This is a genomic window from Streptomyces adustus (assembly GCF_009377175.1).
GTDB classification, from domain to species: domain Bacteria; phylum Actinomycetota; class Actinomycetes; order Streptomycetales; family Streptomycetaceae; genus Streptomyces; species Streptomyces adustus.
Map to the genome: position 1 here is coordinate 47,308 of NZ_VJZD01000016.1, position 23,520 is coordinate 70,827.

Genomic DNA, 23,520 nt, shown 5'->3' on the forward strand with positions numbered 1-23,520 from the left:
CAAGGCACTCCTGAAGGAGACACCGATGAACACAAAGCCCTTCACATCCGGTCCGGGCGAGAACGCGGTGATGATCACGCGCGTCGCGGACCGGCAATGGCATGCACTGGATGACGACCTGGTCGTCGGCCGCGCACATGCGCAACACCGGCCTGACGGACGCCTGTTCGTCAGCATCGACGCCTGGCACGACGCCACCTTCGACCGGCTCGCCGAGGCGATGCTGGCTCAACTGCCTTCGCCGCTGTACACGGTGGTCGACGAAGCCGACGCCGCGCTGACGTCCGGCTGGCGGCGAGCCGGATTCACGGTCCGCCGCCGCGAGTGGGAGTACACCGTACCGACCGACCCCCAGGTCACCGGGCTCGGTGCAGTCCGGCCGCCTGCGGACGTGACGATCGTGCCCGCCGGTCAGGCGGACGAGGCGTTGCTCCGGGCGGTGGACCGTGCGATCCGCGACGAGGTCGAGGCGAGCGTCGGCTGGCAGTCGATGCCCGCGGAGGTGATCTCCTTTCCCGAAGGCGACACCATCGTCGACCCGTCGAAGTACGCGGTGGCCGCGGCGCCGGACCGCTACCTGGGGCTGATCCGGGTGGTGACGGCGAAGCGGCCACGCATCGGACTGCTCGCGGTCCGCGCGAGCGACCAACGCCGCGGCATCGCGCGGGCACTGCTGGCCCACGCGCTGGAATCGCTGCACCGCTCCGGGGCCGCCGCGGCCTGGACCGAGGTCCAAGAGTCCAACCGAGCGGCCACCGCACTGTTCGGGAACAGCGGCGCCCAGCCGATCAGCAGCAACCTGGAGCTGGTGCGATGACGAAGAACAAGAACGTCATCGAGGTCGAGGGCAGAGTCGTCGAATGCCTGCGCAGCGCCATGTTCACCGTGGAGCTCGACAACGGCCACCAGGTGCTCGCGCACATCAGCGGGAAGATCCGCAAGCACTACATCAAGATCATGCTGGAGGACCGGGTCCTGGTGGAGCTCCCGCCGTACGACCTGGCACGCGGCCGGATCGTGTTCCGCTACCGGAACTAACAACGGTCGTCAGGGTGCGGGGCAGTTGATCCCGGGGCCCCGGTCACGGCGTTTGCGTGACCGGGGCCCCGATGACGGCCGGGTAGCCGTTCGGCTCAGCTCTGCATACGTTCGGACGCATGGCTGACGACTGCTTCACCCATCCACGACTGGCCGCGATCTACGATCCGCTCGACCCCGACCGCAGCGACCTCCACGCGTATCTGCGGATGGCAGACGATTTCGAGGCGCGACAGGTACTGGACATCGGTTGCGGCACGGGAGTGTTCGCCCTCCTCCTGGCCGACCGCGGCGTCGAGGTCGTAGGTGTGGATCCCGCTCAGGCATCCATCGACGTCGCCCGGAACAAACCGAGAGGTGGACGAGTGCGCTGGATCTGCGGTGATGCGGCGGGCCTTCCACCGCTGCGGGTCGACCTTGCGACGATGACAGCGAACGTCGCCCAGGGCATCGCCGACCCTGAGACGTGGCGGATGACCCTACGAGGAGCACACCGAGCACTGCGACCCGGCGGGCGTCTGATCTTCGAGACGCGTGATCCGGCCAGACGCGCCTGGGAGGACTGGACCCGCGAGAAGTCCCGTCGCGTGACCAGGATTCCCGGCGTCGGATCCGTCGAGAGCTGGGTTCGACTGCTGGAGGTGAGCCTGCCTTTGGTGACGTTCCGCTGGACCTACCGGTTCGCAGCGGACGGACAGGTGCTGACATCGGATTCGACGCTGCGCTTTCGCGAGCGGGACGAAGTCGAGGAGGACTTGACCGCGCACGGATACGTGGTGGAGGGCATTCGCGACGCGCCCGACCGACCGGGAAGGGAGTTCGTGTTCCTGGCGCGACGTCCGTGACCTTCGGTGAACCGTGCGGGGGTCAGCTCCGCCGGGCGCGGGCGAGGGTGTCGGCGATCGGCTGACGGAACACGAGCCGCGGGAAGAGTCGACCCTTGACGTCGAACTTGAACGAAAAATGCCGGAGCAGCTTCAGGTCCCGGTGCGCTATGTGGACATGGACCGAGGTGTCGGGAACGTGCCAACCCGATCCAAAGGGGCCGATCTGGTTGATCCTCGCGTGAATACGGTCGCCGTGGACCAGAGCCGCACAGCCGTGTTCTCGGGCCTTCTCCACCGGGACGAGGCCGGACCAGCGGCTGAACTCATCGAGATAGCCGTACTCGGACAACTCCAGGAAGGTGATCCCCTCCATCCGGACGTCCTCCGGGCCGTCGAGGAACACCATGAGCCGGGGCACCCCCTTGCGGCGCCGCCAGCGGGCGGGCAGGTCCCGTACGACGCAGTCCAGCACGCGGACGACGTCCGCGCGCACCGCGGGATCCAGCGCCTGAAGTTCTCTGAGCGTGTATCCGCCTTCATCGTCCACGGCGCAAGGGTCCACGAGAACGGGCATCGGCTCAACCACACGTACAGCGGCCCGCGTTCGTATCGCGCTCCTTGGGGTCCGGCGCGCCGGGCACCGGACATCGGGAGAGGACGGCTGGTTCGAGGGTCCGGGCATCCTTCCGGCCCACGGATCAGGCACCTGACCTGTACGGAGGTGTCGGCGTGGCCTGCTTGACCCGTGGGGCCGGGGGCCGCAGAGTCGGGGTGCGGCGCCCCGACCGCCGGCACCCCGGCCCGCCTGGCACGCCCGCGCAAGACGCCCGTCCGGGAGACGCCGGGTGGCCCTGACCCTGGGGAGCAGCTGTGCCGATGGCCGTCGACCTGGTCGTGATCGGAACGGCCATCACCCTCGGGCCCCTGCACAACAGCGCCTTCATCCTGCTCCTCGCCTCACGCCGCGGTGTCCGCAAGGGCCTTGTCTTCCTGCTGTCCTGGCTGGCCGACCTGGTCGCCGTGATCGCCTGCGTGATGCTGCTGACGGGTGGGAAACCGCTCGTCCACCACAGCACGCCCTCTACCGCCGCGATCGCCGCCAAGCTCGCGATCGGCGTCGGCCTGGTCCTGTTCGGCGGCCATCGATATCGGCAGCTCCCCCGCCCCTACCGGCCGCCGCACTGGACGGCCCGCATCGACAACGCCTCCCTCGGCACCGCAGCCGCACTCGCCTGGCTCCTCCAGTCCTGGGCCATGGTCGCCGCCGGCGCCGCCACCGTCGTCGACGCCGACCTGTCCACCCTCACCGACTGGCTCACCCTCACCGGCTACTGCGTCCTCGCCACCCTCAGCCTCCTGGTCATGGAGCTCTACACCGTCTGGGCACCCGACGCAGCCCAAGCCCGACTCCGCACGCTGCGGACCTGGCTGGAACAACACCAGGAGCAGCTGATCATCACCCTGTCGATCCTGGCCGGACTCTGGCTCACCGGCAGCAGCATCTACGCACTCGCCGACTGACGCCCCGTCGCGCGCCGTGAGCAGGGGCTCCGCCTGACCGCGCCGCCCTTGTCACGTTCCAGACAACTTCCACACGGTGAAATCGGAGTGCGCCAGCCAGTCGGGCGCGGGCCTGTCAGGGGCGGGGCTTCAGGACTTCCAGGGTGCCGGTCTCGGTGTCGTAGCTGCGCAGGGTGGTGAGCCGTACCGACAGCGGCGGCGTCGGAAGCAGTTCGGGGATGCGTCGGTCGGCGAAGGCGCCGGACCGTCGGGAACGGCCGAGGGTGACGTGCGGGCTCCAGTGCTCGGGGTCGTGGAGGGGGTTGAGGGTCTCGGACGGACTGTCCGAGGCCACCGCGTCCCACGCCCGACGGTGCAAGTCGTCCAGGGCGGCGTCGAGTTGGAGGGCCCAGGCCAGCACCGAGGTCGGCCGCTCGAAGCGGATCACGCCGGTGAACCGCACCGGCAGCGGCAGAGCGGCGGCCACCTCGGCGAGCTCCCAGCGGATCGGGGCAGTCAGCTCGGGGCAGGCGGCCAGGGTGAGGTGCGGGCTGTTGGTCGGCGAGCGGAGGCGCGCCTGACTGGGCAACCCCGCATCCGCGAGCCGTCGCCAGGCCTCCCGGACCGCGAAGTCCGTCGCCTCGTCCAACAAGACCTCGACCGTGCGCATCGGCGCAGCCTACCTGCGACGGACCGCGGTTTCCGGCACCGGGTCGCGACGGCCCACGCCCTCACCGACCCCCGCCCCCAGACCCGTCCGCCACCGAGGAGGACGGATCCTTGACACCTCCGGCACCGGGTACCACGATGGCTAAATCAAACGTCGTCTTATAACGACGTCACATAACAGGATGGACATCCGCGCCGCCCCGGGCGCGCCGTCGTAGAGGCGATCATGGAACACGACTCCCCCGCCACCGAACCGTGGCAGCTCTCGGCCGTCGAACTCGCGGCCGCGATCCGCAACCGCACGCTCTCCTCGGCCGACATCGTGCAGTCCTGTCTGGACCGCATCGACGCCGTCAACCCCCGAGTCAACGCGCTCGCCGACCTCCGCCCCGAGGATGCGCTCGACCAGGCCCGTGCCGCCGACCGGCGCACCGCCTCGGGTGCCGAGCTCGGCCCGCTGCACGGCATCCCCGTCTCCACGAAGATCAACACGGATCAGCGGGGGTATGCCACCAGCCACGGCGTCGTCGCCCTCGCCGGAACCCCCGCCGCGCACGACGCCGCCTGCGTGACGGCGCTGCGCGACGCCGGCGCCGTGCTGGTCGGCCGCAGCAACGCCCCGGCCTTCTCCTACCGTTGGTTCAGCACCAACGACCTGCACGGCCGCACGCTCAACCCCTGGGCGGCCGACCGCACCCCCGGTGGCTCCAGCGGCGGCGCGTCCGCGAGTCTGGCCGCCGGTATGACGCCGATAGCCCAGGGCAACGACATCGGCGGTTCGATCCGGTACCCGGCCGCCTGCTGCGGTGTGGTGGGCATCCGCCCGACCGTCGGCCGGGTGTCCAACTGGGCGGAGCCGGTGTACGTCGACACCCCGGGCGGCCGTCAGCAGCTCGTCATGCCGCCGACCGTGCTGAACTGCGCCGTCGAGGGTCCGCTCGCCCGCACGGTGGCCGACGCCCGGCTGGCCCTGCGTGTGATGACCACCCCCGACCTGCGGGATCCGGTCGGTGTCCCCGCCCTCCCGGACCGCCCCGCGCCGGACGCCCTCCCCCGCGTCAGCGTCGTACGGAACATCGGCACGGTCGCGAACCACCGAGCCGTCGAGAAGGCCGTCGACGAGGCCGTCGAGAAGCTGACCGACGCCGGCCACCAGGTCGAGGAACTGGACGGGCTCCCCCTGCTCGCCGAAGCCGCGCGGCTGTGGTCCCTGCTCATCTACGAGGACTTCCGGTCCACCATGCCGACCGTGGAGGTGATCGGCGACGCGGACATCCGTACCTCACTCACGTACTCCTTCGCCGCGGCGGCCGGGCAGTGGGGCGACTCCCCCACCCTGGCGGAGTACATCCACGGCTGGTCCCGGCGCGGGGCGCTGGTCGCCGAGCTCCAGCAACTGCTCGGCCGGGACCGGCTGCTGCTCACCCCGGTGTCCGCGGAGCCTCCGTTCGAGCAGGACGCCGACATCGCAAGCCCCGAGCGGGCCGCGCAGCTCGTCACCGCGATGTGGCCGATGGCGGCCGTCCCGATCCTCGGCTTCCCGGCGGCCACGGTGCCCAGCGCCCTCGTCGACGGCCTGCCGATGAGCGTGCAGCTGATCGGGGGACGGTTCGAGGAGGAGATGGTCCTCGACGCCGCCCAGGCCGTCGAGGACCGCACTCCCCGGCTGATCCCGGTGCTCTGACCCGGCACACGGACGCGAAGAGCACGAGGAGCAGCAAGAACAAGAAGCACGAACGAGGGCCCTCCGGCTCGGGTACGGACGCTGCGATCCGTACCCGAGACGCAGGGCCCTCCTGTCGTGTCGCGTCATGACCGCAGCCGCCCGCGGGATGGGGGTCGCCCCCCGCCCCGCGGGCGGTCCCTGCCTCGGGCGGTCCCAGGTCAGGCGTAGTGGCGGTAGACGGCCCGGGCCACGCACGCCGGCTTGTCGCTGCCCTCGACCTCGACGGTGAAGGTCAGCGGCATTTGTACGCCGTTGCCCTTCACCTCCTCCACGCTGCCGACGGCGCCGTGCAGTCGGATCCTCGCGCCGACCGGCACGGGAGCGGGGAAACGCACCTTGTCCAGGCCGTAGTTGACGCTCATGGAGATGCCGGTGATGGCGAGCAGCTCCCCGAAGAGCGGGATGATGAGGGAGAGCGTGAGGTAGCCGTGGGCGATCGGACCGCCGAACGGGCCGTCCTTGGCCTTCTCGGGGTCCGTGTGGATCCACTGGTGGTCGTCGGTGGCGTCGGCGAAGGTGTTCACCCGTTCCTGGGTGATCTCGCGCCACTCCGTGCGGCCGAGATCGGAGCCGCTGAGTGCCTTCAGTCCGTCGATGCCGATGGCGGTGGTGGACATGGTGAATCCCTTCGATGACGCAAGTGACCTGGTGACGTGGTGACGTGGTGACACGTTGATTCGGGGACACGTTGACGCGGTGACGCGGTGACGCGGTGACGCGGGTACGGACCGCCACGGGGTGCGGTTCGCAACGGGTGTCGCCGGGTGCGTCGAGGTGCGGCGGAGTCCGCTACGAGGGGGAGGGGTCCGCGGGTTCCCGCCCATGGCGTTCACGGACGGCAGGCTTGATGATCTTCCCGGAGGCCGTGCGCGGCAGGGTGTCCGTGATCACCACCGACTTGGGGACCTTGTACTTGGCGAGCCGGCCCGCCAGGTGGCCGAGGATGTCGTGCTCGTCGACACCGGAGCCCGGCCTGAGCACGACGACCGCCCGACCGACCTCGCCCCACACCCGATCCGGCACCCCGATGACCGCGCACTCCTCGACGGCGGGGTGGGTGAGGATCACGTCCTCGACCTCGGCCGGGTACACGTTCTCGCCGCCCGAGACGAACATGTCCTTCACCCGGTCGACGATGTAGGCGTAGCCGTCCGCGTCGGTGCTGACGATGTCGCCGGTGCGCAGCCAGTCGCCGTCGGTGAAGGCGGCTTGGGTGTCCTCGGATCGGCCCCAGTAGCCGGTCATGACGTTGGGACCCTGGACGAGGATCTCGCCGCGCTCCCCCGGACCGGCGTCACGGCCGTCGGCCAGGACCACCCGGGTGTCGGTGAAGAAGTGCGGCACGCCGGCGGAGCCCGCCTTGGCGGAGGTCTGCTCCTTGTCCAGGTAGAGGACTCCGGGGGATGCCTCGGTCATGCCGTAGCCCTGGCTGAAGGCCAGGCCGCGGGCGAGGTAGGTGGCGATGGTGCGTGCGGGGACGGGGGCGCCGCCGCAGTTGAGAGTGCGCAGGCTGGACAGGTCCGTGGTCGCCCAGCGCGGCCGGGCGGCGATGGCGTCGTACATCGTGGGGACGCCGAACAGGTACGTCACCCGCAGGCTCTCGACGAGTTCGAGGACGCGCTCCGGGTCGAAGGCGCCGAGCAGCACCACCCGGCCGCCCTTGAGCAGGGTGGGCAGACAGGTCATGTTGAGACCGGCGGTGTGGAACAGGGGTGCCGCGACGAGCGTCACCTCGTCGCCGGCCAGGTCGGTGTCGACGAGGACGTTGACGCTGTTCCAGGTGATGTTGCCGTGGGAGAGGACCGCCCCCTTGGGGCGGCCGGTCGTGCCGGAGGTGTACATGATGATGCAGGGGTCCTCCGGCGCCACGGGCTCGTCCAGGTGGCCGGTGCGGGCTCCGGCCAGGAGTTGCTCGTAGCCGAGTGCCCCGCCGCCGTCGGGGCCCGCGAGTGCGATCCGGTGGCGTACCCCCGCCTCCGCCGCCGCGGTGCGGGCCGCGTCGGCCTGTTCGGGGGCGTGGACGAGGACGGTGCTGCCCGAGTCGGACAGGTTGTGGGCGAGTTCCCGGGCCGCCAGCCGGGTGTTGAGCGGGACGAAGACCGTGCCCAGGGCGCCGGCGGCGAACAGTGTCTCCAGGAAGGCCGGGTGATTGGGGCCCAGGTACGCGACGCGGTCGCCGCGTCCGACGCCGAGGCCGCGCAGGGCGTCGGCGAGGCGCAGGACTCGCTCGTGGAGTTCCCGGTAGGTCCAGGTGCGGTCCTCGTGGACGACGGCGACCCGCTCGGGTGTCTTGCGGGCCCGGCGCGCCGGCCAGGAACCGATGCCTTGGTTCAACACGAACGGCTCCTTCAATCCGTGAGCAGGCCGAGCAGACGGGCGGCGTTCTCCTTGAGGATCTTCGGCCGGACCTCGGGCTTGATGTCGAGCTTCTCGAAGTCGGCGAGCCATCGGTCTGGGGTGATGACGGGGTAGTCGGAGCCGAAGAGGACCTTGTCCTGGAGCAGGCTGTTGGCGTAGCGCACGAGTTGGGGCGGGAAGTACTTCGGCGACCAGCCGGACAGGTCGATGTGGACGTGGGGCTTGTGGGTCGCGACCGCCAGCGCCTCGTCCTGCCACGGGAAGGACGGGTGGGCGAGGATGATGCGCAACTCGGGGAAGTCCACGGCGACGTCGTCGACGAGCATGGGGTTGGAGTACTTCAGACGGATGCCGCCGCCGCCCGGGACGCCGGCGCCGATGCCGGTCTGGCCGGTGTGGAACAGGGCGGGTACGCCGAGTTCCTCGATGGCCTCGTACAGGGGGTAGGCGAGCGGGTCGTTCGGTGCGAACGCCTGGATGCTCGGGTGGAACTTGAACCCGCGCACTCCGTACTCCTCGACCAGCCGTCGTGCTTCCCGTACGCCCGCGCGGCCCTTGTGCGGGTCGACGCTGGCGAAGGGGATGAGGACGTCGGCGTGGACGGCGCAGCTCTCGGCGATCTCCTGGTTGGAGATCCGGGGGTGGCCGGTGGCGTGTTCGGCGTCGACGGTGAACACCACGGCGGCCATGCGGCGTTCGCGGTAGTGGGCGGCCATCTCGTCGATGGTCGGCTGCCGGTGGCCATGGGCCTTGAAGTAGTCCGCGGAGGCGCCGAAGAGTTCGGGGCTCAGGGCCCCGTGGCCGTCCTTGGAGACCTCGGCGTGCGTGTGTACGTCGATGGCGGTCAGTCGGTCGAGGTCCATGGCGCGATCGTGTACGAGATCCGATGCGCCACCATGCGCAAGATCCGGCGCGAGATCCGGTGCGAGATCCGGTGCGAGGTCGCCCATCTCATGCCTCCGGGGTCCTGGGCGCGGGGATGCCATAGGTCTCGGGCTCGGATCCGACGCCGCCGGGCCACTCGGCGGCGATCGTGTCGGCGCTCCAGCCGCCGTCCGCGAAGGCGACCGCCTTCTCCTTGGGGTGCGCCCACAGCGCCAGGCGGTCGCCGCCGATGCCGATGGCCTGCCCGGTGACGTCCTTGGCGGCGTCCGAGGCCAGGAAGGTGATCAGTCCGGCGACGTCCTCGACGGTGCCGAGGCCCTCGTCCTTGCGCAGCCGGTCCGGCAGCGGCCGGCCGGTGCGCTCGGACTCCTCGATGACCGGCGCGAAGGCCGGGATGGTCCTGGTCATCTCGGTGGCCGCGACCGGGACGACGGCGTTGACGGTGATTCCGGCGCGGCCCAGCTCCATGGCCCAGGTGCGGGCCATGGCGACGATGCCGGCCTTGGCGGCGGCGTAGTTGGTCTGGCCGAAGTTGCCGCGCTGCCCGGCGGGCGAGGAGATCAGGATCAGCCGGCCGCCGGTGCCCTGCTCCCGCATCCGGACGGCGGCGGCGCGGGCGCAGGTGAAGGTGCCGCGCAGGTGGACGCGGACCACGGCGTCGAAGTCGTCGTCGGTCATCTTCCACAGCACGCGGTCGCGCAGGATGCCGGCGTTGGTGACCAGCACGTCCAGGCGGCCGAACTCCTCGACCGCCGCGTCCACCAGTCGCCGGGCGGCCTCGCCGTCGCCCACGGCCGCGACGACCCCGGCCGCCTTGCCGCCCGCGGAGCGGATGGCGGCGACGGCGGAGTCGACGACCGCCTGGTCGACGTCGTTGACGACGACGGCGGCGCCCGCCGCGGCGAGGGCCCGGGCGTAGGCCAGTCCGAGACCGCGTCCGCTGCCGGTGACGACGGCGACTTTGCCCTGGAGATCCATCAGAAGTGCCTCTCGTAGGTGGTGGATGGGAAGTGGCAGGTGGCAGGTGGCAGGGATGCCGAAGGGGTCGACGACAGCCCGCGCCGAAGGCGTCGGCGGGAGAGCGGCATTGACAGGAATCCTGATGAACGCAGTCTCGGCAATCATCAGGATTCCTGTCAATGCCTTAGGGTGAGAGCGTGCCGCCGCCACCCGGCGGCACCCGGTACGGGGAACGGGTGGGTCCACCCCGCACAAGAACCGCCGCAACGGGAGGACGAACGTGAGCACCTCACTGCTCTATCTGCTGAAGAGGACGGAGCTGGCGGTGCGCGCCCGGCTGGAGGAGCTGGTCAAGCCCGCAGGGATCACGGCGTTGCAGTACACCGCCCTGACGGTGCTGGAGCGGCACGACGGCATCTCGGCCGCGCAGCTCGCCCGCGACTCCTTCGTGACCGCGCAGTCGATGGCCGACATGGTCCGCACCCTGGAGAGCCGGGGCCTGATCCGCCGCGAGCCCAATCCCGCCAACCGCCGCGAGCGCCTCATCGCGCTGGCCGAGCCGGGACGCCTGCTGCTCGCCGAGTACGCCGAACCGGCCCGCCGCCTGGAGGAGCGCATGGTCGACGGGCTGAGCTCGCGGGAGATCGACGTACTGAGGCAGGCCCTGGTCGGGGCGTGGCGGTCCCTGTCCTGACCAGGACCGCGGTTTCCGGGCCGTGGCCCGCGTGATCGTCCACGCGGGCCACGGCCCGGCCTTCACCCGAGCGCGTACACGCGGATGACGACGGCGCCCTCGCCGTCCGGGCGGGCGAGTCCGACGAAGACCGTCTCCGCGAGCCAGCGGTGGGCCGGGGCGTCCGTACGGAAGACCGGCGAGGTGCGGTAGTAGTGGCCGGCCTCGGAGACTTGCAGATCACCGTCGAACTGGTCGGGGGCCTCCGCCTTCGGGCGGTAGTAGCCGCGGTTGACGATGTCGATCACGGCACCGTCCTGCGCCCGGAGCAGATAGCGGGCCTCCAGCTCGCACACCTCCCCGCGTGTGCTGCTCCAGTCGCCACCGCCGGGCAGGACCGTTCCGCGCAGCCGGGGACCTTCCACGCTGCCCCCGGTGATGGGGGTGAACTCGGTGACCTCGCCGTCGCCGTTGCCGATGTGCAGCGTGTCGGCCACCTCGGCGCGGATCTCGAAGGCGAAGCCGAGGGCGGGAGTGAAGGACATGAGGGTTCTCCGCTTCTGCGAAAGGGGGGGCGGCGTACCCGGACGAGCCGCTCCACCCACTTGACGCGTCAGCTCACCAGATGCAAGCGTGACATGCAACAGTGTTATATGACATTCGTTTACGACGTCTCGTCGGCGTGCCTCACTCCGCCCCCCATGTCGAGCGTCCCCCGCTTCTCCTCACCCCTCTCGGCAAGGAGCATCAGCTATGGCTGCGAAGAAGACGGTGCTGACTGTGCTCACGAGCGTGGGACTGCTGGCCGCCACGGCCTGCACCAGCTCGGCGAACGGAAGCGACAACACCTCCGCCAAGGAGCGGCTGACCACCACCACGACCCCCGGCGCCTCCGAGGTCGACCACGTGACCTGGGCCCTGCCCTACGGTGAGCCGACGACCCTGGACCCGGCGAAGGTGGGCGACTACTCACCGCAGACGGTCGAGGCCAACCTCTGCGACACCCTGACGCGCATGAACGCCGACTTCTCCCTGAGCCCCGGACTCGCCGAGAAGGTCACCTGGAGCGACTCCAACACCCTGGTGCTCGACCTCCGCTCCGGCGTCACGTTCTGGGACGGCTCGGCCCTGACGCCCGAAGACGTGGTCTACAGCCTGGAGCGCCAGCGCGACCCCAGGACCCAGGCCCTGTACGGGAACTACCTGACCGCCGTGACCTCGATCAAGGCCACCGGCCCCCACCAGGTGACCCTGCGGACCAAGGGCTACGACCAGACGCTTCCCAAGGCGCTGTCCACGTCGTTCGGCGCGGTCAGCCAGAAGACGTACACCCAGAAGGCCGGCTCGGCCTACGGAACGGCCAAGGGCGGCCTGATGTGCACGGGGCCGTTCAAGCCCGCCTCGTGGAAGTCCGGCACCGGCATCACCCTGGAGCGCAACGACGCGTACTGGGACACCGCTCTCAAGCCCAAGGCGAAGCAGGTCGAGTTCGAGTTCATCACCAACAACAACTCGCTCACCAGTGCCCTGTTGTCCGGTGAGGTGGACGGCACCTACGAACTGCCGCCCAGCAGCGCCACCGCGCTCGCCAAGTCCGGCAACGGCGCCGTGCACCTCGGCCCCTCCACCCAGAACGTCCTGCTCATACCCGGCAACGCCGAATCGCCCGCTGCCGACCGCACGTTGCTGGACGCGCTGTCCCTGGTCATCGACCGCGAGGCCCTGGTCAAGAACGTGTTCGGCGGTGCCGGCACCACCCTCAAGTCCCTCGTCCCGCCGCTCACCTGGCACGGCGACCAGGCCGCCGCCCAGTACGACGCCGCCTACGCCGCCCTGCCCGACGTCCCGCAGCCGGACGTGGCGAAGGCGAAGAAGCTGGTCGCCCGGGCCGGAGCCCCTTCGCGTCCGCTGGTGGCGGCCATCCCTGCCGGTGACCAACGTTCGCTCCAGGCCCTCACGTTCATCCAGGCCGCGGCCAAGAAGATCGGCGTGGCCATCACGATCAAGCAGCTCCAGCCCACCGAGATGTCCTCGCTCTTCTACGACCCCTCGGTCCGCACGGGGCTCGACCTCGTCCTCACCTTCGGCTACGTCACCATGCCCGACCCTGCGTCCTACGTGGCCGAGAGCGTGACCCCGCGCGGCATCTTCAACTGGACGAACTACGACAACCCCGAGGTGACCAAGCTGCTCGACCAGGCCCGCACCGCCTCCGACCCGACGGCGTCGGCCACGGCGTACGGCAAGGCCCAGGCGCTGTTCACGCCCACCACCCCGGCGGTGTTCCTGGCCACCACGTACGAGCGGATGTACATGAACAAGCGCATCAGCGGCGCGCCGGCCTCCTTCGCGTACATGGGCATGCCGTGGGCCGCCCACCTGGGCGGCACAGGGAAGTGACCAGCCGTTCTTGAGACGGAAGACGTCTGCCCCAGGGCCTCCCTGGGGCAGACGTCTTGTGGTCGTGAGCGGCGCGGCAGGGTGTCAGTCGGCACCCTTGTCACCCCTCCTGCGTGGCTTCCAGCCGGGCTTGGGGATGGAGTCGATGAGGCGCCGGGTGTAGGGGGCCTGGGGATCGTCGAGGACGGTCGCGACGGGGCCGTGTTCGACGACGCGGCCCGCCTGCATCACCAGGACCTCCTCGCTGACGTACCGGACGGCGCCGAGGTCGTGGGTGATGAACAGCAGCGCCGTCCCGGTCTCCGTGCGCAGGCGGGCCAGCAGGGCCAGGATCTGTGCCTGGATGGACACGTCCAGTGCGGCGATGGCCTCGTCCAGGATCAGTACCCGTGGTTCGGCGGCCAGCGCGCGGGCGATGGCGACGCGTTGGCGCTGGCCGCCGGAGAGCGCCTTCGGCAGCGAACGTGCCTGCCGGTCGTCCAGGCCGACCAGGTCGAGCAGTTCGGCGACCCGGGCGCGGCGCCGGACGGCGGGCAGGTCCTGGTGCAGCGCGACCGCCTCGGCGACGGCGTCGCCGACGCGCTGATGGCGGTCGAGGGAGGAGTAGGGGTCCTGGAAGACCATCTGGATCTGGCGGCCGCGGGCGCGGCGCGCACGTGACCGCGGCCTGCCGGGTGCGGGCTCGGCGCCCGCGACGGCGATGTGTCCGCCGCTCGGTGTCTCAAGTCCGGCGATCATGCGGGCGGTGGTCGTCTTGCCAGACCCGGATTCACCGACAATCGCCAGGGACCCTTGTGCGGGGAGCGAGAACGTCACCTCGTCCACGGCCACGAAGTCACCGAACTCCTTGCGGAGGTTGCGTACCTCAAGCATGACTGCCGGTCTCCTCGGAGGTGAGGGGGTGCGGGAAGTGGCAGGCCGCGGTGCCGTCCTCGACAAAACCCCCCGGTTCCGGGCGCTCGTTGCGGCACAGGTCCCGGACGTGGGGACAGCGGTCGCTGAAGGCGCAGCCGTCGGGTACCTCGAAGCCGGACAGCGGTCTGCCGGGGATCGAGCGCAGTTCCGCGCCGGCGTCGGAGACCGAGGGGCGGGAGGCGAGCAGGGCGCGGGTGTAGGGGTGGGAGGCGCGCCCGCGCAGACGGTCGGCGGGCAGTTCCTCCACGGTCGTGCCCGCGTACATCACCGGGACCCGGTCGCACACGGCTGCCGCGAGTTCCAGGTCGTGGGTGATGAACAGCATGGCGAGTCCGCGCGCTCGGCGGGCCTCGCCGATGATGGCCATGACCTCCTCCTGGGTGGTCACGTCGAGGGCCGTGGTCGGTTCGTCGGCGAGGAGCAGGCGTGGTTCGGCGGCGAGCGCGGCGGCGATCATGACGCGTTGGAGCAGGCCGCCCGAGAGTTCGTGGGGTCGTTGGCGCATACGCCGGTCGGCGTCGGGGATGCCGACCTCGCGCAGGATCGCGGTGACCTTCCTGGACGCCTCGGCGGCCGGGACACCGCGTGCGGTGGTCAGTCCTTCGATCAGGAAGTCGCCGATGCCGCGCGCGGGGTTGATGTGGGCCCGAGGGTCCTGGAACACCATGGCGACCTCGCTCGCCCGGAAGGTGCGCAGCCGCTCGGGCCTCATCCGCGGTACGGACTCCCCGGCGAACAGCACCTCTCCGTGGACGTGGGCGCCTCGGGGCAGCAGGCCGAGGACGGAGCGGGCCGTCAGGGACTTGCCGGAGCCCGACTCCCCCACCAGGGCGACGGCCGCTCCCTCGGGGATGCCGAGGTCGACGCGGTGGACGACGGTGCGTGGTTCTCCGTCGACGGGCAGGTCGATGCCGAGCGCGTCGATCCGGAGCAGGGGTGGTGTGCTCATGCGTTCTCTCCGAGCAGTCGTCGGGACAGTCCCGTGCCCAGCAGGTTGAAGGCGACGACGACGATCAGGATGGCGATGCCCGCGTACAGCGACTGCTGGGGCAGGCCGGAAAGGATGGACGGAGCTCCGTTGGACACCATCAACCCCCATTCCGGGTCCGGGGGTTGATCGCCGAGGCCGAGGAAGGAGATCGCGGCGACGTCGAGGAGGGCGTAGCCGAATCCGATGGTGGCCTGGACGAGGACGAGGGGCAGCAGGTTGGGCAGCAGGTGCCGCAGCCAGATGCGGGCGGTGGGCGCGCCGAGGAGCTGGAGCGCCGAGACGTAGGGCAGATTGCGTTCCTTGATCGCGGCGGCTCGTACGACGCGGGTGATCAGGGGGAGGTAGGCGATCGACAGGGCGACGACCGGCGCGGTGAGGCCGGCGCCGAAGACCGCGGCGACGAGGACGGCCATGATGAGGCCGGGGAACCCGAAGACGATGTCCAGGGCGCCCGAGACCAGCCGGTCCAGCCATCCCCCGGACCAGGCGGCCGTGAGTGCGAGCAGGGTGCCGAGCACGGTGGACACGACGACGACCACGGCGGGGGCGGCGAGGCTGGCGCGGGTTCCGGCGATGAGCCGGGAGAGGAGGTCGCGTCCGGTGTCGTCGGTGCCGAGCAGGTGGGTGGCGGAGGGCCCGGCGTAGACGTTCACGGGGTCGACGGCGTTCGGGTCGTGCGGGGCGAGCAGCGGCCCGAACACGGCCAGCAGGACGAACAGGGCGACGACACATCCCGCGCCGAGGGTCAGGCGGTCGCGCGGACGGGTGCGCTTCGTGCGGCCGGTGGTGGTGCGGGTGAGCGGGGCGGTGGTCATCGGGCCCCCTTCCGCGCGGCGCGGGGGTCGAGCGCGGCGCTGATCAGGTCGACGGCGGTGTTGATGACGACGAACACGACCACGAAGACGAGCGACACCGCCTGGACGACGGCCATGTCCTGCTTGGCGGCGGCCTCGATCATGAGGGCGCCGAGCCCTCCGGTACCGAAGGCCTGTTCGATGACGGCGGCGGTGGCGATGATGCCGGCGATGCCGACGCCGGAGACGGCGAAGACGGGTCCCGAGGCGTTGTGCAGCACGTGGCGGCGGATCACCGTGCGTTCGGGTACGCCCCTGCTGCGGGCGGTCTCCACGTGCTCGGAGCGCAGCTCCGCGCGGACGGCGGTCCGGGTCACCTGGGCGACGTATCCGATCCAGGTCATCGCCAACGCGACGGCGGGCAGGGTGAGATGCGTCAGGGTGCCGGTGAACCCCTCGCCGGAGCCGTAGACGGGGAACCACGCGAGCCGGACGGCGAAGAGCCAGATGAGCAGGACCGCCATGACGAAGGTGGGCACCGCCATCGCCCCGGCGGTGACGGTCGTGGCGAGGGTCTCCGTGCGGCCGCCGCGCAGCGCGGCGACGGTTCCGATGACGGTGCCCGCGGCGAGGACGAGGAGGGAGGCGTAGACGACGAGGGCGAGGGTGGTGCCGGCGCGGTCGCCGATGAGGGCGGCGACCGAGTCGCGGTAGACGAGGGACTTGCCGAAGTCGCCCTGGAGGCAGTTGCCGAGCCAGTGCCAGTAGCCCTGGATGAAGGGGTCGTCCAGGTGGTATTCGCGGTGGATCTGCGCCAGGACGGCGGGATCGGGGTTGCGGCTGCCTCCGACGAGCAGGGTGGCGGGGTCCCCCGGGGTGAGGAACATGGCGCCGTGGATGGCGAGGCTGGAGACGAGCAGCGTCACGACGAGCATCCCGAGCCGTGCGACGACGAAGCGCGGGCTCATCGCGCGCCACCGCCCTCGGCGTTCCCGGGCAGGACGGTCAGGCTCAGCCGGGAGGGTCGGGCGGCGCCGGTCCACAGTGTCTGCCGGCTCGCCTTGGGTGAGGTCGTCAGCCACGGGCTCTCCAGCGAGCCGGAGTTGGGCAGGTGGTTGGGGAAGTCGCTGCCGGCGATCATCAGCGCGAGGCGATGGCCGGGACGCACCCGGTAGCCGGTGTGTCCGAGCGCGATCCGCAGCTCTCCGGGCGCGTCGGCCTGGGCGCAGCCCCGGACGATCAGGCGCGCGGTGCCGTCGGGTGCCAGGTCGAGGAGCCGTACGAAGACGTCGAAGGTGGGCGCCGTGCTCTCCACGTGCAGCACCGCCTGCACGGGCCCCGCGAGGTCGAGCGGATGCTCGGCGGCGGGAGCCGTGAACACGAGCACGTCGTCGCGGTCGAGGGTGCGGCGTTCGTCGACGTGGTCGCGTAGTTGCAGGAAGGTGTCGGCCGCGGCGGACGGCACGAGATCGTCCGGGTCGTAGCGCCACTCGGCCGTTTCCGTCGGGACGGCCGGGCGGGGTGCGAGCGTTCCGCCGGGGACCGTCGCGGCCGCGGCGGCCGGGTCCGCCAGATACAGTTCGGCCGCCGTGGCTTCGGGCGGCGGCCAGGTGGCCGCGGTGTGCCAGCTCTCGTGACCGAGCTTCCAGCGGACCCGGGGCAGCGAGTCGGGGTGGGCGACGCCCTTGAGGAAGACGTCGAAGAACTCGATCGCGGGGCCGGTGCAGGAGTCCAGCATGCGTTCGAGCGCGGTGTCGTCGGCCAGGTGGTCGGTGGCGGGGCGATCGGCGGCCGAGGTCGCCGGGGCGTCCTCCAGGAAGTAGTTCTCGTGGTCGATCGTGTCGGCGACGAGGTACTGCACGGCCGCCCACCCGGAACGCCCGGCCAGCTCCGTGTAGTCGCGCATGTGGGCGATGCCGAGATTGTCGAACCAGCCCACGCAGTGCAGCACCGGCACGGGACGGGCGTCGTAGGGGTGCGGCCCGTTGTACGGGGCGAGGGGGATGCCGCCGACGATGAGGTCGAAGCCCGCCGAGCGCTTGCCGATCGCGTCGAAGGCCTCCTGGTAGGCGGCGATGACGGGTCGTCCGGTGAGGTCGACGTCGAACTCGTGGATGTCGTTGTCCGTCCACACCTGCGCCTGGTACGTGGTGCCCTCCAGCCACGGGGGCTGTGGCCCGGAGCCGGAGTCGTAGGTGGCGATACCGGGGGCGTTCGACGTGCATGTCACGCGGGGGACGATGGCGCGCAGGGCGGGGTGCTGGCTGGAGACCGCGGACCACTGGGTGAAACCGTAGTACGAGTCGCCGAACATGCCCACGACCCCGTCGGACCACGGCTGGCGGGTGATCCATTCAAGGGTGTCGTAGCCGTCGTCGACCTCTCCGGTCCAGCCGAGCGTCCTGCCCTGGGAGCGGAACTTGCCACGGACGTCCTGGACCACCACGGCGTATCCGCGTGCCGTGAACCTCTTGGCGATCCGGTCGAAGAACACGTAGCGGCTGTTCTTGTCGTACGGCAGCCGGGCCAGCACGGTCGGCGCCGGCTCCCCCGTGTCCGCGGCGTACACGTCGGTGGCCAGCAGCACTCCGTCGCGCATTCGCACCATGTGCTGGCGCGCGTGCGGTGGGACGGGCTGCGGGGTGACGCGCTGGACGGCAAGGCTCATACGGCCCTCCAGGGAAGCGAATCTTTAAGAAACGTTGTGATATAACAGCGTTACATTACATGGTGTTCTACGTCAACCCGCCTCTGAGCTAGGTTTCTTCCATGCCGATCGACGTCGACGAAGTCCAGCGCCGCAAGGCAATCGCCCAGGCGACCCTCGCGGTCGCCGCCCGCGACGGGGCGCACGCCATCACCATCCGCGCCGTCGCCAAGGAACTCGGCGGCTCCACGGCCATGGTCACCAACTACGTGCCCACCAGGACGGCGCTGATCACCAACGCCGTCCGGGCGGCGGAGTCCCGGTGGCGGGCCGACCTGGAGTCCCGCGTGGGCGACCGGACAGGTGCGGACCGGCTGCGCGCCACCGTGGAGTGGCACCTCAGCACGGAGCCCGAGGACCTCCTCCTGCGCACGATGTGGGTCGAGATGCTCTCCGCGGCGCACGTCGACCCGGCCGGGGTCGACCGGCAGGAGCCTCGCGAGTCGCGCCGGGAGTTCCTCGACGCCGCCCTCGCCGCGGGCGTGCCCGACGCGGCCCTCGCCGCCGACATCCTGTCGCTGCTGACCCGCGGCTACTACGTCTCCTCCATGGAGGAGCCCGGGTACTGGACGGCCGAGCGGGCGGCCCGTGTCGCCAAGGCCGTGGTGGACGCGCTCGTCGACGACTGAGGCCGGGCGCGTGCCGTCCGCGCACGTGACGCGCGCCCGGAGCACCGGTCACCGGTCACCGGTCACCGGTCACCGGAAGAGTCGGCGGACTACAGTGGGAGCGTAGGGCGAAAATCTCTGGGCCGACATCACGACACCGACCCGACACAGGTCAGTGAGGCCGATCATGAGCGATCAGTTCCCCACCCCGTCCCAGGCAGAGGGTGAACGCGACGACGAGGCGGACGCCGACCGTCCCGACATCCCCCGGACGACTCCCTCCCAGGCGGAGGGCGAGGACACGGAGGACGAGCCAGGCACGCAGGCCGCCGGACCGAGCCATGAAGAGGCCCCCGGTCCGGTACGTCGAGAGGACATCGGAAGCTGACGGCAGGCCGCGGCACTCACCCGTGAGGACGGTTCACCGACCGGCCCGCTCCCGCTGCACGTCGGCGAGATCGTGCACGATGTCCCGCGTGGCGGGGTAGAGCGCGGAATACGACGCGTACAGGCGGTCGTACGTCCCACGGGTGTGCGCCCGGGGCCGCACGGTCGTCTCGGTGACCGCCCAGTCCGTGTCCGGCGGTACGAGTCCGAGCCCGACCGCACAGAGCAGGGCGTCGCCGTAGCAGGCTCCGATGGTCTGCGTCGGTACCTGTTGTTCCCGGCCGGTGACGTCGCTGACGATCTGCGTCCACAGTCCACCCTTCGTACCGCCGCCGACCGCGACGATGCGCCGGACCGGGTCGTCGGGGTCCTCCAGGAAGTCGAGGATCTGACGGACGCCGAACGCGATGCCCTCGTAGGCGGCGCGGAAGAGGTGGCCGCGTGTGTGCCGCAGGGTGAGGCCTGCCACCACGCCTCTGGCCTGCGGATCGAAGACCGGGGTCCGCTCGCCGGCGAAGTACGGGAGCATCAGCAGGCCGTCCGAACCGGGCGGCACGGCTTCGGCCTCGGCGACCAGGGTGTCGAAGGGCTCTCCTCCGGTGACCTCCTGGAGCCACTGGGTCAGGGACCCCGAGGTGGACATGCCTGCGGCGATGGTGCGTCGGCCCGGTTCCACTCCGGCCGTGGTCCACAGTTTGGGGTGCGCCCGGTAAGTGTCGAGGATCTGGACGAAGAACAGGGTGGAGCCGTACATGAGCATGAGGTCGCCCGGGTGCCGTACGCCGGCGGAATGGGCCTCGGCCCAGGCGTCGACGGTGCCGGCGCAGACGGGTGTGCCGACCGGGATCCCGGTGGCCTCCGACGCCTCGGGGGTCACGGTTCCCACGACCTCGTGGGGGTGGACGAGCCGGGGCATCTCCAGGTGGCCCGCGATGTCTTGGAGCCAGTCCCGCGCCCAGGATCCGGCGTGGATGTCGTACAGCGGGTCGCACTGGCTGGCCGTGTGGTGGTCGAGTACGTAGGCCCCGGTGAGCTTGGCGGCCAGATACGAGTGGGAGTTGTACCACCTCGTCGCGCGCGCCCACTCCCGTGGCTCGTTCCGCTGCATCCACAGCATCTTCGGGCCGACGGCCTGCGTGCTGAGCGCCTTGCCGCAGCGATCGAATACGGCGTCGGCGCCCAGCCGCTCGGTGAGGTCGTGGATCTCCCGCTCGGCCCGGCCGTCGATGCCGTACAGGATGGCCGGTCGCACGGGTTCCCCGGCGCTGTCGCAGAGCAGCAGACAGGGGCCGACGCCGCTGACGCCCAGTCCGGCGAGGGTGTGCGCGCCGAGCCGGCCCGTCAGTTCACGGGCCACCGCGGTGAAGCCGTCCCACCAGACTGCGGTGGCGTCCACTTCCGCCCAGGAGGGTCTCGGCAACGACATGGAGTGAGGGCGCACGGCTGTCGCCACCACCGCCCCGTCCAGGGTGGTGAGTACGCCCTTGGTGCCGGCGGTGCCGATGTCGATGCCCAGCACGAGTTCACTCATGGCGATGCGTCCGTTCCGTCGTCGAAGCCGGGGGCGATCCTGTGAGAACAGGATGCGGGCGTCGACCGACGGGCGCTCGAAGCACGGGACGAAACCGTTGAGGTATGTGTCGCGCGGGGTGAACCAGCGGGCTGTGCCGGACCGTTCCTACTTGAGAAGTTCGAGCAGGCGATCGGCCAGGATCGCCGCGGAGTGGGGGTTCTGCCCGGTGATGAGGTTGCGGTCCTCCACCATGTACGGCTCCCACATGGGACCGCGGCTGTATTCGACGCCTATCCCGTCCTTCAGCTCGTCCTCCAGCAACCACGGTGCCTTGGGCGCCAGCCCCACGGCCTCCTCTTCGTCGTTGGTGAAGCCCGTGACGCGATAGCCCTTGAAGGGCGACTTGCCGTGGATCCTGGTGGCCAGGAGCGCGGCAGGGGCGTGGCACACGATGGCCAACGGTCTGCCCGACGCGAGCTGGGCCGTCAGCAGCCGACCGGCGTCGGCGTCGTACGCCAGGTCGGACATCGGGCCATGACCGCCGGGCAGGTAGACCGCGTCGTAGTCCTCCAGACGGATGTCCGACAGCTTGAGCGGTCGGCGCATCACCTCCGCGGAGCGGATGATCGCCTCCAGTTCCAGGGCCCCCTCCTCCCCGCCGGCCATCGCGGGACGCAGACTCATCATGTCGACGTTCGGAACCACACCGCCCGGTGTCGCGACCACGACCTCGTGACCGGCTTCCGTGATCGCCTTGTAGGGCATCGCGAATTCCTCGGCCCAGTAACCGGTCGCGTGCCGGGTGCCGTCCTTGAGCACCCAGTACGTCGCACCACTCACGATGAAGAGCACCCTCGCCATCGTCCTCCGCCTCCTCGCCCCCCGCTCGGCCTGTCGGGGACCTCGACTGCATTGCCCTGTGCGACCAGGACCCGAGCCGCGTGCAACGCGTCCGGGGCGCAGCGATCGAGCGCTCGCACCGGAGGCAGCCGGTCTTTCCAGCCTATGCGCGACACGGGCCGGGCGCATGCCGCAGGGTGATCCCGACGAGAGCGGCGAGTTCGCCGCGATCGGGGTCGAGCGGATCGTGGATCGCGGCGAGCCGTGGATCCCTGAAGCATTCGTCGGCCGTCCAGGGCTAGGGACTCTCCGGGTCCAGGGCGTCGCGGACCGCGGCCAGGATGGCCTCGGTGTCGGCGCCCAGGGCACGGGCCGAGGAGGTGAAGTCGCGGGCGAGAGTGGCCAGTTGAGTGGCGTAGGAGTGGGTCGGTCCGGGTGGGGGTGCCGCGACCCGGGAACCTGCACCGCGACGGGTGCGGATCAGCTCGGCGGCCTCCAGCTCGCGGTAGGCGCGAGCCACGGTGCCCGGTGCGAGGCCGAGGTCCATGGCCAACTGGCGCACGGTCGGCAGTCGGTCGCCCTCGGCCAGCCGCCCGGTGACGATCAGCGCGCCGAGCTGGGCGCGGATCTGCGCGTACGGCGGTACCTGGCTGGTGGTGTCGACGCGGATGGCGGGCTCATTCATTCTCGGGAGACTCCCCCGCCGCATCGTCGTTGACGGCCCGGGGGACCACCAGGGTGACCAGGGACCAGACAACGGTGAACAGGTTCAGCAGGGCCAGGGGGTAGAACACCCAGAAGGTGAGCGCGCCCATCGCACCGGCGCAGCCCGTGTCCGTCAGCGCGACGGAGACCATCAGTACGGCGTACAGCTGCTGGCTCGACACCAGGAGGCCCCAGGCTCCGGTCACCGCCCACGCGCGGTCGCGACGCTGCTGCTCCCCGCCCGGTCCATGGGCGATGCGGCGCAGGGCCCACACGCAGGTGGGAGTGGCGATGGCGAGCGCGCCGAACATCGGAAGGCTGTAGTACAGGCCGGGCCAGGGCCCCAGGGGTGCCCGCATCCCGTTGCAGGTGACGGTGACGACCTTCCCCGTGCTGAGAATGTGGTCGGGGTCGACGGAGGCCGTGGCGGCCGCGATCGCCAGCAGTACGGTGAGCGAGACCCCCTGAAGTGCGATCAGGGGGCCCATGCGCGGTGGCACATGGTCTCTGACCAGGCGTGGGGCGAGACTCGCGGTGCGCACCGCGTCCTGGGGGACCAGGGTCAGCGCGTCGGCGAGCAGGACGCCCGCCACCGCGCACAGGCCGAAGGCCGTGATGCAGAACACGACGCGCTGCTCGAACTCGATGTGCGTCAGGGTGGACAGCGCCTGTGCGACGACGATGCCGATGGCCAGGCCGGACCAGCGGGCGTAGTGGTCGGCGTGATCGAGGAAGCGGCGCTGGAGCGGGGCGGTGTCGAGCATGGAGATCCCCTCAGATCATCTTGTACCAAGCGGCGAGTACAAGATGCCGCAGGCGGGATCTTGTGTCAAACAGCCGGTACAAGATGACGTTTCACCACTCGGCGCAGCAGCTTTTCCAGCAACTCCGTTTACAAAAAGGCCGGTTCGCCTCGCTTTCGCCAGAGGCACAGAGCTCGACGCCTCGTCTTCACGGCACTTGACGGTCGGCGCGTTCCCGGAGCCGGGCCGGTGTCGTGGGGCGGCGGGGTACGAGTGCGGGC

The 23,520-nt window shown here is 70.6% G+C and carries 25 protein-coding genes and 1 pseudogene; 9 read left to right on the plus strand and 17 right to left on the minus strand.

Going from position 1 to position 23,520, the window contains the following annotated elements:
- Positions 1 to 25 precede the first annotated feature (25 nt).
- The 3 genes from FNH09_RS06350 (at position 26) to FNH09_RS06360 (ending at position 1,883) form a co-directional block, all read left to right on the plus strand.
- The gene (locus tag FNH09_RS06350; protein WP_152885754.1) at positions 26 to 817 is read left to right on the plus strand and encodes a GNAT family N-acetyltransferase; all 792 of its coding nucleotides are present in this window, start codon (positions 26 to 28) and stop codon (positions 815 to 817) included.
- Positions 814 to 1,038 carry a translation initiation factor IF-1 gene (gene infA, locus FNH09_RS06355; protein WP_152885755.1) on the plus strand — a complete coding sequence of 75 codons (225 nt, stop codon included), beginning with the start codon at positions 814 to 816 and terminating at the stop codon, positions 1,036 to 1,038. Before FNH09_RS06350 ends, infA begins: the two co-directional genes overlap by 4 nt.
- A 119-nt stretch (positions 1,039 to 1,157) precedes the next feature.
- Positions 1,158 to 1,883 (plus strand): class I SAM-dependent methyltransferase, encoded by a 726-nt coding sequence (locus FNH09_RS06360; protein WP_152885756.1) that lies wholly within the window; start codon positions 1,158 to 1,160, stop codon positions 1,881 to 1,883.
- 22 nt (positions 1,884 to 1,905) lie between these two features.
- Here the strand turns inward: FNH09_RS06360 and FNH09_RS06365 are convergent, their stop codons facing one another.
- Positions 1,906 to 2,412 carry a hypothetical protein gene (locus FNH09_RS06365; protein WP_152885757.1) on the minus strand — a complete coding sequence of 169 codons (507 nt, stop codon included), beginning with the start codon at positions 2,410 to 2,412 and terminating at the stop codon, positions 1,906 to 1,908.
- 329 nt (positions 2,413 to 2,741) lie between these two features.
- On the opposite strand from FNH09_RS06365, the gene FNH09_RS06370 reads away from it, so the two are divergent.
- Positions 2,742 to 3,386 (plus strand): GAP family protein, encoded by a 645-nt coding sequence (locus tag FNH09_RS06370; RefSeq protein WP_152885758.1) that lies wholly within the window; start codon positions 2,742 to 2,744, stop codon positions 3,384 to 3,386.
- A gap of 115 nt (positions 3,387 to 3,501) precedes the next feature.
- On the opposite strand, the gene FNH09_RS06375 is transcribed toward FNH09_RS06370, so the two are convergent.
- Positions 3,502 to 4,035: a 2'-5' RNA ligase family protein gene (locus FNH09_RS06375; protein WP_152885759.1), complete on the minus strand. Its 534-nt coding sequence runs from the start codon at positions 4,033 to 4,035 to the stop codon at positions 3,502 to 3,504.
- 225 nt (positions 4,036 to 4,260) lie between these two features.
- On the opposite strand from FNH09_RS06375, the gene FNH09_RS06380 reads away from it, so the two are divergent.
- Positions 4,261 to 5,718 (plus strand): amidase, encoded by a 1,458-nt coding sequence (locus FNH09_RS06380; RefSeq protein WP_152885760.1) that lies wholly within the window; start codon positions 4,261 to 4,263, stop codon positions 5,716 to 5,718.
- Positions 5,719 to 5,918: 200 nt separating this feature from the next.
- Here FNH09_RS06380 and FNH09_RS06385 read toward each other — a convergent pair whose 3' ends face one another.
- The 4 genes from FNH09_RS06385 to FNH09_RS06400 form a co-directional block, all read right to left on the minus strand.
- Positions 5,919 to 6,377 carry a MaoC family dehydratase gene (locus FNH09_RS06385; RefSeq protein ID WP_152885761.1) on the minus strand — a complete coding sequence of 153 codons (459 nt, stop codon included), beginning with the start codon at positions 6,375 to 6,377 and terminating at the stop codon, positions 5,919 to 5,921.
- 172 nt (positions 6,378 to 6,549) lie between these two features.
- A complete protein-coding gene (locus FNH09_RS06390; RefSeq protein WP_162468187.1) occupies positions 6,550 to 8,097 on the minus strand; it encodes a long-chain-fatty-acid--CoA ligase in 1,548 nt (515 codons plus the stop codon).
- Between the two features lie 11 nt (positions 8,098 to 8,108).
- Positions 8,109 to 8,981, minus strand: a complete 873-nt coding sequence (locus FNH09_RS06395; protein ID WP_152885763.1) for an amidohydrolase family protein — start codon at positions 8,979 to 8,981, stop codon at positions 8,109 to 8,111.
- Positions 8,982 to 9,069: 88 nt separating this feature from the next.
- Entirely contained in the window at positions 9,070 to 9,981 is a 912-nt protein-coding gene (locus tag FNH09_RS06400; protein WP_152885764.1) for an SDR family oxidoreductase, read from the minus strand.
- Between the two features lie 262 nt (positions 9,982 to 10,243).
- Between FNH09_RS06400 and FNH09_RS06405 the strand changes: the two genes are divergently transcribed.
- Positions 10,244 to 10,657, plus strand: coding sequence for a MarR family winged helix-turn-helix transcriptional regulator (locus FNH09_RS06405; RefSeq protein ID WP_338017489.1), 414 nt, complete (start codon positions 10,244 to 10,246; stop codon positions 10,655 to 10,657).
- 62 nt (positions 10,658 to 10,719) lie between these two features.
- Here the strand turns inward: FNH09_RS06405 and FNH09_RS06410 are convergent, their stop codons facing one another.
- Positions 10,720 to 11,181 carry a DUF3237 domain-containing protein gene (locus tag FNH09_RS06410; RefSeq protein WP_152885765.1) on the minus strand — a complete coding sequence of 154 codons (462 nt, stop codon included), beginning with the start codon at positions 11,179 to 11,181 and terminating at the stop codon, positions 10,720 to 10,722.
- A gap of 208 nt (positions 11,182 to 11,389) precedes the next feature.
- Here FNH09_RS06410 and FNH09_RS06415 point away from each other — a divergent pair, with 208 nt between their 5' ends.
- Positions 11,390 to 13,036: an ABC transporter substrate-binding protein gene (locus FNH09_RS06415; RefSeq protein WP_152885766.1), complete on the plus strand. Its 1,647-nt coding sequence runs from the start codon at positions 11,390 to 11,392 to the stop codon at positions 13,034 to 13,036.
- Between the two features lie 84 nt (positions 13,037 to 13,120).
- Here the strand turns inward: FNH09_RS06415 and FNH09_RS06420 are convergent, their stop codons facing one another.
- Genes FNH09_RS06420 through FNH09_RS06440 form a run of 5 tightly spaced genes read right to left on the minus strand, consistent with a single transcriptional unit; the run spans position 13,121 to position 18,404 of the window.
- A complete protein-coding gene (locus tag FNH09_RS06420) occupies positions 13,121 to 13,909 on the minus strand; it encodes an ABC transporter ATP-binding protein (RefSeq protein ID WP_152885767.1) in 789 nt (262 codons plus the stop codon).
- The gene (locus FNH09_RS06425; RefSeq protein ID WP_152885768.1) at positions 13,902 to 14,900 is read right to left on the minus strand and encodes an ABC transporter ATP-binding protein; all 999 of its coding nucleotides are present in this window, start codon (positions 14,898 to 14,900) and stop codon (positions 13,902 to 13,904) included. Before FNH09_RS06425 ends, FNH09_RS06420 begins: the two co-directional genes overlap by 8 nt.
- Positions 14,897 to 15,757 (minus strand): ABC transporter permease, encoded by an 861-nt coding sequence (locus FNH09_RS06430; RefSeq protein WP_152885769.1) that lies wholly within the window; start codon positions 15,755 to 15,757, stop codon positions 14,897 to 14,899. Before FNH09_RS06430 ends, FNH09_RS06425 begins: the two co-directional genes overlap by 4 nt.
- A complete protein-coding gene (locus FNH09_RS06435) occupies positions 15,754 to 16,704 on the minus strand; it encodes an ABC transporter permease (RefSeq protein ID WP_152885770.1) in 951 nt (316 codons plus the stop codon). The genes FNH09_RS06430 and FNH09_RS06435 overlap by 4 nt, the downstream gene beginning before the upstream one ends.
- Positions 16,701 to 18,404: a CocE/NonD family hydrolase gene (locus tag FNH09_RS06440; protein WP_152885771.1), complete on the minus strand. Its 1,704-nt coding sequence runs from the start codon at positions 18,402 to 18,404 to the stop codon at positions 16,701 to 16,703. Before FNH09_RS06440 ends, FNH09_RS06435 begins: the two co-directional genes overlap by 4 nt.
- Positions 18,405 to 18,505: 101 nt before the next feature.
- On the opposite strand from FNH09_RS06440, the gene FNH09_RS06445 reads away from it, so the two are divergent.
- Together FNH09_RS06445 and FNH09_RS06450 are read left to right on the plus strand one after the other, a co-directional pair.
- A complete protein-coding gene (locus FNH09_RS06445) occupies positions 18,506 to 19,072 on the plus strand; it encodes a TetR/AcrR family transcriptional regulator (protein ID WP_152885772.1) in 567 nt (188 codons plus the stop codon).
- 166 nt (positions 19,073 to 19,238) lie between these two features.
- Entirely contained in the window at positions 19,239 to 19,439 is a 201-nt protein-coding gene (locus FNH09_RS06450) for a hypothetical protein (protein WP_152885773.1), read from the plus strand.
- A gap of 33 nt (positions 19,440 to 19,472) precedes the next feature.
- Here FNH09_RS06450 and FNH09_RS06455 read toward each other — a convergent pair whose 3' ends face one another.
- From FNH09_RS06455 to FNH09_RS06475, 5 genes and pseudogenes are all read right to left on the minus strand, one after another.
- Positions 19,473 to 20,969, minus strand: coding sequence for an FGGY-family carbohydrate kinase (locus tag FNH09_RS06455; protein ID WP_152885774.1), 1,497 nt, complete (start codon positions 20,967 to 20,969; stop codon positions 19,473 to 19,475).
- 147 nt (positions 20,970 to 21,116) lie between these two features.
- A complete protein-coding gene (locus FNH09_RS06460; RefSeq protein ID WP_152885775.1) occupies positions 21,117 to 21,812 on the minus strand; it encodes a type 1 glutamine amidotransferase domain-containing protein in 696 nt (231 codons plus the stop codon).
- Between the two features lie 178 nt (positions 21,813 to 21,990).
- Positions 21,991 to 22,080 (minus strand): annotated as a pseudogene (locus FNH09_RS48220) (SAM-dependent methyltransferase); the annotation flags it as partial.
- Positions 22,081 to 22,089: 9 nt separating this feature from the next.
- A complete protein-coding gene (locus FNH09_RS06470; protein ID WP_152885776.1) occupies positions 22,090 to 22,476 on the minus strand; it encodes a GntR family transcriptional regulator in 387 nt (128 codons plus the stop codon).
- Positions 22,469 to 23,260 carry a hypothetical protein gene (locus FNH09_RS06475; RefSeq protein ID WP_152885777.1) on the minus strand — a complete coding sequence of 264 codons (792 nt, stop codon included), beginning with the start codon at positions 23,258 to 23,260 and terminating at the stop codon, positions 22,469 to 22,471. The genes FNH09_RS06470 and FNH09_RS06475 overlap by 8 nt, the downstream gene beginning before the upstream one ends.
- Positions 23,261 to 23,520: the final 260 nt, after the last annotated feature.

Coding starts and splice junctions, on each gene's coding strand:
- FNH09_RS06350 (WP_152885754.1), top strand. CDS start 26: ATGAACACAAAGCCCTTCACATCCGGTCCGGGCGAGAACGCGGTGATG.
- infA (WP_152885755.1), top strand. CDS start 814: ATGACGAAGAACAAGAACGTCATCGAGGTCGAGGGCAGAGTCGTCGAA.
- FNH09_RS06360 (WP_152885756.1), top strand. CDS start 1,158: ATGGCTGACGACTGCTTCACCCATCCACGACTGGCCGCGATCTACGAT.
- FNH09_RS06370 (WP_152885758.1), top strand. CDS start 2,742: ATGGCCGTCGACCTGGTCGTGATCGGAACGGCCATCACCCTCGGGCCC.
- FNH09_RS06375 (WP_152885759.1), bottom strand. CDS start 4,035: ATGCGCACGGTCGAGGTCTTGTTGGACGAGGCGACGGACTTCGCGGTC.
- FNH09_RS06380 (WP_152885760.1), top strand. CDS start 4,261: ATGGAACACGACTCCCCCGCCACCGAACCGTGGCAGCTCTCGGCCGTC.
- FNH09_RS06385 (WP_152885761.1), bottom strand. CDS start 6,377: ATGTCCACCACCGCCATCGGCATCGACGGACTGAAGGCACTCAGCGGC.
- FNH09_RS06395 (WP_152885763.1), bottom strand. CDS start 8,981: ATGGACCTCGACCGACTGACCGCCATCGACGTACACACGCACGCCGAG.
- FNH09_RS06400 (WP_152885764.1), bottom strand. CDS start 9,981: ATGGATCTCCAGGGCAAAGTCGCCGTCGTCACCGGCAGCGGACGCGGT.
- FNH09_RS06410 (WP_152885765.1), bottom strand. CDS start 11,181: ATGTCCTTCACTCCCGCCCTCGGCTTCGCCTTCGAGATCCGCGCCGAG.
- FNH09_RS06415 (WP_152885766.1), top strand. CDS start 11,390: ATGGCTGCGAAGAAGACGGTGCTGACTGTGCTCACGAGCGTGGGACTG.
- FNH09_RS06420 (WP_152885767.1), bottom strand. CDS start 13,909: ATGCTTGAGGTACGCAACCTCCGCAAGGAGTTCGGTGACTTCGTGGCC.
- FNH09_RS06425 (WP_152885768.1), bottom strand. CDS start 14,900: ATGAGCACACCACCCCTGCTCCGGATCGACGCGCTCGGCATCGACCTG.
- FNH09_RS06430 (WP_152885769.1), bottom strand. CDS start 15,757: ATGACCACCGCCCCGCTCACCCGCACCACCACCGGCCGCACGAAGCGC.
- FNH09_RS06435 (WP_152885770.1), bottom strand. CDS start 16,704: ATGAGCCCGCGCTTCGTCGTCGCACGGCTCGGGATGCTCGTCGTGACG.
- FNH09_RS06440 (WP_152885771.1), bottom strand. CDS start 18,404: ATGAGCCTTGCCGTCCAGCGCGTCACCCCGCAGCCCGTCCCACCGCAC.
- FNH09_RS06445 (WP_152885772.1), top strand. CDS start 18,506: ATGCCGATCGACGTCGACGAAGTCCAGCGCCGCAAGGCAATCGCCCAG.
- FNH09_RS06450 (WP_152885773.1), top strand. CDS start 19,239: ATGAGCGATCAGTTCCCCACCCCGTCCCAGGCAGAGGGTGAACGCGAC.
- FNH09_RS06455 (WP_152885774.1), bottom strand. CDS start 20,969: ATGAGTGAACTCGTGCTGGGCATCGACATCGGCACCGCCGGCACCAAG.
- FNH09_RS06460 (WP_152885775.1), bottom strand. CDS start 21,812: ATGGCGAGGGTGCTCTTCATCGTGAGTGGTGCGACGTACTGGGTGCTC.
- FNH09_RS06470 (WP_152885776.1), bottom strand. CDS start 22,476: ATGAATGAGCCCGCCATCCGCGTCGACACCACCAGCCAGGTACCGCCG.
- FNH09_RS06475 (WP_152885777.1), bottom strand. CDS start 23,260: ATGCTCGACACCGCCCCGCTCCAGCGCCGCTTCCTCGATCACGCCGAC.